7 protein-coding genes are annotated in these 5,909 nt (G+C 43.7%); 4 read left to right on the top strand and 3 right to left on the bottom strand.

Going from position 1 to position 5,909, the window contains the following annotated elements; genetic code table 11:
- On the bottom strand, window positions 1-111 hold a 111-nt coding region (locus ACXAH6_RS20190; RefSeq protein ID WP_474878690.1), incomplete at its 3' end, for a hypothetical protein.
- A gap of 376 nt (window positions 112-487) precedes the next feature.
- Between ACXAH6_RS20190 and ACXAH6_RS20185 the strand changes: the two genes are divergently transcribed.
- Genes ACXAH6_RS20185 through ACXAH6_RS20175 form a run of 3 tightly spaced genes read left to right on the top strand, consistent with a single transcriptional unit; the run spans window position 488 to window position 3,607 of the window.
- The gene (locus ACXAH6_RS20185; RefSeq protein ID WP_474879777.1) at window positions 488-1,384 is read left to right on the top strand and encodes an acyltransferase; all 897 of its coding nucleotides are present in this window, start codon (window positions 488-490) and stop codon (window positions 1,382-1,384) included.
- Between the two features lie 27 nt (window positions 1,385-1,411).
- Window positions 1,412-2,302: an acyltransferase gene (locus ACXAH6_RS20180; protein ID WP_474879778.1), complete on the top strand. Its 891-nt coding sequence runs from the start codon at window positions 1,412-1,414 to the stop codon at window positions 2,300-2,302.
- 3 nt (window positions 2,303-2,305) lie between these two features.
- A complete protein-coding gene (locus tag ACXAH6_RS20175; protein ID WP_474879775.1) occupies window positions 2,306-3,607 on the top strand; it encodes a mechanosensitive ion channel family protein in 1,302 nt (433 codons plus the stop codon).
- 98 nt (window positions 3,608-3,705) lie between these two features.
- Here the strand turns inward: ACXAH6_RS20175 and ACXAH6_RS20170 are convergent, their stop codons facing one another.
- Entirely contained in the window at window positions 3,706-3,897 is a 192-nt protein-coding gene (locus ACXAH6_RS20170) for a hypothetical protein (RefSeq protein ID WP_474879773.1), read from the bottom strand.
- 296 nt (window positions 3,898-4,193) lie between these two features.
- Between ACXAH6_RS20170 and ACXAH6_RS20165 the strand changes: the two genes are divergently transcribed.
- Complete coding sequence (locus tag ACXAH6_RS20165; protein WP_474879772.1) at window positions 4,194-5,000, top strand: DUF2884 family protein; 807 nt, start codon at window positions 4,194-4,196, stop codon at window positions 4,998-5,000.
- 56 nt (window positions 5,001-5,056) lie between these two features.
- Here the strand turns inward: ACXAH6_RS20165 and ACXAH6_RS20160 are convergent, their stop codons facing one another.
- Complete coding sequence (locus tag ACXAH6_RS20160; protein WP_474879770.1) at window positions 5,057-5,737, bottom strand: phosphoglycolate phosphatase; 681 nt, start codon at window positions 5,735-5,737, stop codon at window positions 5,057-5,059.
- Window positions 5,738-5,909 lie beyond the last annotated feature (172 nt).

Genomic DNA, 5,909 nt, shown 5'->3' with positions numbered 1-5,909 from the left:
AATATCGGCCATCCCCATCGGGGCGCCTGGGTGTCCTGATTTCGCTTTTTGTACGGCATCAACGGCTAATACGCGGATGGCGTTAGCTGCAGGTGTGGTGGTCACTGACATCGAATCTTCCCATTTTGATCGTGGATTACCGAGAACGGCGGGTTACATTATTTACTTGATGCGGCCGCCATGTTGATAATTCAACAGTGCATATGTATGTACGTTTAACAGGTTACCGAGAGTAAACGGCCTACCCCATCGACGCAAATACGAAATTTAAATAAATAATGCGTTAATGCAAAACCGTCATCCTATCATTGTATTGGCCTTGAATAACAGCCCCTGTCAATGAGGGCATAGGTAGGGATAATTATCACCTTTAGCGTACATTTGTAAGCAAATAACTGGGTTTTCTTCGACGATTAATACTTTTCTTTGTCGGAATTCAACGTAAGTTGGTTTACACTATCGCCAGATTTTTTTGATGGTGTAAGGCATGTTTACGCGAATTAAACAGACGTTAATTGGTAGCTTTTCTATTTTTCTCTATTTCTTGAATACTTTGTTCTGGGTGCCACCTGTAGTGTTACTTTCTTTGGTGAAACTCCTTTTTCCAATTAAGGCCATTCAAACCTTCATCACAAAAGTCCTGAATTTTTGTGCGTCAGCTTGGATCAGCTGCAACAACCTCAACCAAAGAGTAACCAGTGGCACGCGCATCCAAGTAAAAGGGATAGACGAACTTTCGCTAAACGATTGGTATTTGGTCATCGCGAATCATCAGTCTTGGGTCGACATTTTGGTGTTACAACGCATCTTTAATCGCCGCATTCCGTTTTTAAAATTCTTCCTAAAGAAAGAACTCATTTGGGTGCCAATTCTTGGTGTGGCTTGGTGGGCGCTAGATTTCCCATTTATGCGTCGCTATAGCAAATCGGTTTTGGCTAAACATCCACATTTAAAAGGCAAAGACATGGAAACCACCCGCAAAGCGTGTGCAAAATTTAAATACACGCCTGTGAGTGTAATGAACTTTGTGGAAGGCACGCGCTTTACGCCGGAAAAACACGACCGCCAATCTTCGCCGTTTAATTACTTACTTAAACCCAGAGCAGGCGGTATTGCCTTTGTATTAAATGCCATGGGTGACCACCTGCATAAACTGATCGATGTCACGATTAAATATCCGGCTGGTGTTCCGTCATATTGGGATTTCGCGTGCGGTAAGGTGAAAGACATACAAGTAGAAGTTATCGTCACGCCAATAAAAACCTTGTTTCAACAAGGTGTATTTGGCCCTGATATGGCTACCGACCCAGAGCAGCGCGCTCGCTTCCAACAATGGCTAAATCAAAAATGGCAAAGCAAAGACAAATTGCTTGAGTCGATGTAATTCCTCCAAAAAATAACAAGAACAACGATTATGAGAAAAATTTTTGCGCCTATCATTTTTGTCCTGCATTTTAGCTTGCAGATAAGCAACCTTGCCTTTTGGGCGCTGCTTATTATCGCATTGGGACTCGTTAAATTTGTGATTCCCAGTAAAACGCTGCACCGCATACTCGCCCCTGTTATGCATGTGCTTATGGGCTGTTTCGGCAAGCTCAGTGTGTTGTTGATCAGACTGTTTAACCCAATCAAAATTGAATACAACATAAAGGGCAGCCTCAACAAAGAAAGTTGGTACTTACTTATAGCAAACCACCTGAGCTACCTAGATATTATTTTACTGATCGAATTTGCTGCGTTTCGTATTCCAGCGCCGAAGTTCTTTCTTAAACAGGAACTGATTTGGCTGCCTTTTGTGGGTCTTGGCGCTTGGGCACTCGACATGCCATTTATGCGTCGCTATTCAAAAGAGTACCTGGCAAAACATCCTGAGAAGAAAGGCACAGACATAGATACCACGCGTAAGTCTTGTGAGAAATTTAAGACCATGCCAACGACAGTGATTAACTTTGTTGAAGGCACGCGTTATACGCCAAGTAAACACAAAGCCAAACAAAGTACTTACACCAAGTTATTGCCTCCTAAGGCAGGCGGTATCGCGTTCACCTTAGCAACAATGGGCAACCTTTTTACAAGCATGTTAGACATCACTTTGCTCTACCCCGACAACAGCCGCCACCCTATGATATCGATGCTGAGTGGGCAAATGCGACGAGTCATCATTGATGTTGAGGTTATCGACATTCCCGAAGAAGCCAAAGGTGACTATTATAACGACCAATCATATCGCGCCCAATTTCAAACTTGGTTAAACGGTTTATGGGGCGCCAAAGACAAACGAATTGCACAGTTATTGGAGTAATTTATGCTAACAGCCGACGCGGCAAAGGAACACTTCGTCAGTCTTATTCACTTTGTATTCCCGTCGGCGACACCGGAAAGCGCAGTGTATAACCTCGCTGCCTTCGGTGTAATACTGTTTACCGCAATGAGCGCGTTTTACCTCGTTCGCCTTACTTTTGGCTTGTATATTTTACGCTTAATCAAGCACAGCCAAACCGATTGGGATGACGCACTACACAACCACGGCTTTTTTACTCGTTTAAGCCATTTGGTGCCTGCGTTACTGATATTTCTAATCACGCCGATCATCATGGCAGAAAAGAGCATATTAACGGCGGTGATGATCAAGTTGTCGATCATCTACATGATGATAGTTGCATTAGGCGCAGTATTCGCGGTGTTAAATACCGTGGAAGATTGGTACAACCATTCTAATTTCGCCAACCGAGCGCCCATTACTGGCTTCGTTCAAGTAACAAAATTGCTCCTTGCTATCTTGTTCATCTTATTGAGTATCTCGTTGATTATCGAGCGTAGCCCACTCATATTGCTGTCTGGCTTAACGGCTCTTGCCGCTGTATTGATGTTGATCTTCCGCGACACTATTTTGGGCTTTGTTGCAGGTATTCAAATTGCGGCCAACCGCATGTTTAACATGGGAGATTGGATACAGGTAGATAAGTTTGGTGTAGACGGCGAAATTTTAGAAATTGGCCTAACAAACGTGAAGGTAAGAAACTGGGACAATACCATTTCAACCTTGCCTACCTACTCATTGACCAATGAGTCCATAAAGAACTGGCGGGGCATGACGCAATCGGGCGGCAGACGCATCAAGCGCGCTATTCTCATCGACATTCATTCCATTCGTTTGTGCAACAAAGAAATGCTCCAGCGCTTTTCTAAAATCCGCTTTATCTCAGATTATATTGAAAAGAAAGTAGACGAACTCAAGCAATATCACCACGACCAGTCAATTGACGAAGCGGATTTACTCAATAGTCGTAAAATGACCAATATTGGGACGTTTCGCGCTTACCTTGAAGCCTATCTTCGCAAACACCCGAAAATTAATCAGTCGCTGGTACTCATGGTAAGACAACTGCCACCCAATGAATTTGGTTTACCCTTAGAGGTATATTGTTTCTGTGAAGACAAAGCTTGGGTGAATTATGAGAAAATTCAGGCGGATATTTTTGATCATATACTTGCGATGATGCCGCAGTTCGATTTGCGCGCATACCAGCGTGATACCTTCACGCCCATGCACGTAATGCAGGGGTTACAAGACCAAGAAGAGCCAAAAGAAAGTAACGAAAGCTGAGTAGATAAAGCCCGTTAATACTTAGCCAAAACGAACAAAAGTCTCAGAGTTGTGGGCCTATGCTTCACAACTCTGATTCAGTGATTAACGCTATGGAATTAAGACATGGCGAATGTGAGAACCACGCTCACAATCAAACCTGACACACCCAAGAAACCGTATTCAATTTTCTCTTGCAGACCTTCTGCGCCCTGTTTGGTCGACATAAAGCCCATAATGATATTGCTAAGCCCCAATACGAATGCAATTAAAACAACACCAAAAAGAATCGCGTTACCCCATTCACCCATAATGCACACCTTTGATCTTAACTGGTTATATTATGCACCATTCTGCCAGTAATGCACATGTAGACAGCGGATTAGGCACAAAGAAACCTTGATATTTGATCATGGTCAATTTGACTAATAAATTGTGAAAGTTTCCACTTTGTAGCTATTCACCGACTATCGTTAACTGCAACGAATCCATAACATGTTGTTTTAAAATAGAATTTATACTTGGCCCGTAAAATGCTCTGTCTCTTTATATAAGAACACATGCGTTTTAACGCTAACCAAACACAAAATTAGTTACAGGAACAAGCATGAAAAAGTCATTATTAGTCAGTGCATTATTCATTGGTGTCGCAGCATCAACACCCGCATTCGCAGATATCGAAATGAGCAATCAATGCGATGTAAACCTCGAAGGCCATCTTAAATATGACCACGGCAACTTGACCGTGACGATGGACAATGGCGACGAAATGCTTATTACGCCAGACCACTCGCTCCACTTTAATGGCGAAGAAGTAGCGCTAAATAGTGAGCAACAACAATGGGTTGATGATTACTACAAACAAATTGAAATCGCGATACCAATGACAGTAGAGATTGCGACCGAAGGGCTAGAAGTAGCGAGCTACGCCGTAACCGAAGCTTTTGGCGCACTATTGGGTAATGATGATGAACTAGTCGGTGAATTCAATACGTTCTTCTCGACCTTGTCTGATGAACTCAATCACAACTTCTATGCGGCCGACGGTAGCTACGCTTTTGATAGCAGTAACTTTAACGAGTCAGACTGGATTGGCGGCGCATGGGAAAACGAATTTGAAGAACGTGTCGAAGAGCTTGTTAGCAAATCCATGGGTAAGATCATGGTTTCCATAGGCACCGAAATGATGCTAAATGGCGGCAATATGGAAGAATTTGAAGCTAAAATGGAGAGCTTTGGTGACGACATCGAAACCAAAGTGGAAGGACGAACAGCAGCTTTAGAACAAAAAGCCGATGATTTGTGTGGTGTACTCGCCAAGGCAGATTACGCCGAGAACCGCTTGAGTAAGAGCATGGATATTTTAAGCGGCTTGAATATTATTGACGTAGACAACTACGACTATAAAAAGTAAGTCAGTTGTATCTTCATGCCCTATGCATAATGACAGCATAGGGCATGTCGTTAAGTTTAGCGCTGAAACAATGCACACACCGGTAACTCAGCCAAAGACGCTACAATAAAGTCGGGCTGATATTGCGCGATATCTTCACCATGATTGTAACCATAGGGCACAGCAATCACAGGGCAACCAGCTGCTTTTGCAGCGTTAACGTCTGACTTTGAATCGCCTACCATGACAGTTTGCTCTACCTCTGCGTTTAACGTATCGATCGCATGTAATAACGGTGCCGGATGAGGTTTTTTATAGCGGCATGTATCACCGCCCACTACCACATCGAAATAATCGAATAGCCTAGTCTTTTTGAGTAAAGGCACGGTAAACTCATAGGCTTTGTTGGTCACGCAAGCCATTCTTATCCCTTGCTCTTGCAGCCACGTGAGGCCCTCAAGTACGCCAGGATACACCATGCTGCGCTGGGCGTGATTCTCGTGATAAGTCTGCAAAAAAACCGCCAGTGCTTGCTCAAATTTCTCTCCGCTTGGCTCGCCTTCCATCGTATTGGCAACAGCACGTGCAACGAGTTTTTCAATACCGTTTCCCACCCAGTCTCGCACGGCGTTGATTCCGCGTTCGGGTAAGCCAACCATCGACATGGTTTTATCGATACAATAGGCCAAATCAGGCACGCTATCGACCAAGGTGCCGTCGAGGTCAAAAAGTACATATCGGATTTTCCTCAATCGCACTAATACAACTCCTATTTGGTGACGTCATTTCCCCAAAAAAAAGAGCAACTATACCAGTTGCTCTCAGACTGTTGAAAAAGCCCTAGACGAAAGTCTGGGGCTTTGATCTAATAGGCATAGTGAAATTCGGAGTGTTCACCATGCTAACCCCAAAATCCCCACAACAATACGA

Source organism: Alteromonas sp. ABE4_545 (genome assembly GCF_056161325.1).
This window is presented reverse-complemented; position numbering and strand designations above follow the sequence as displayed.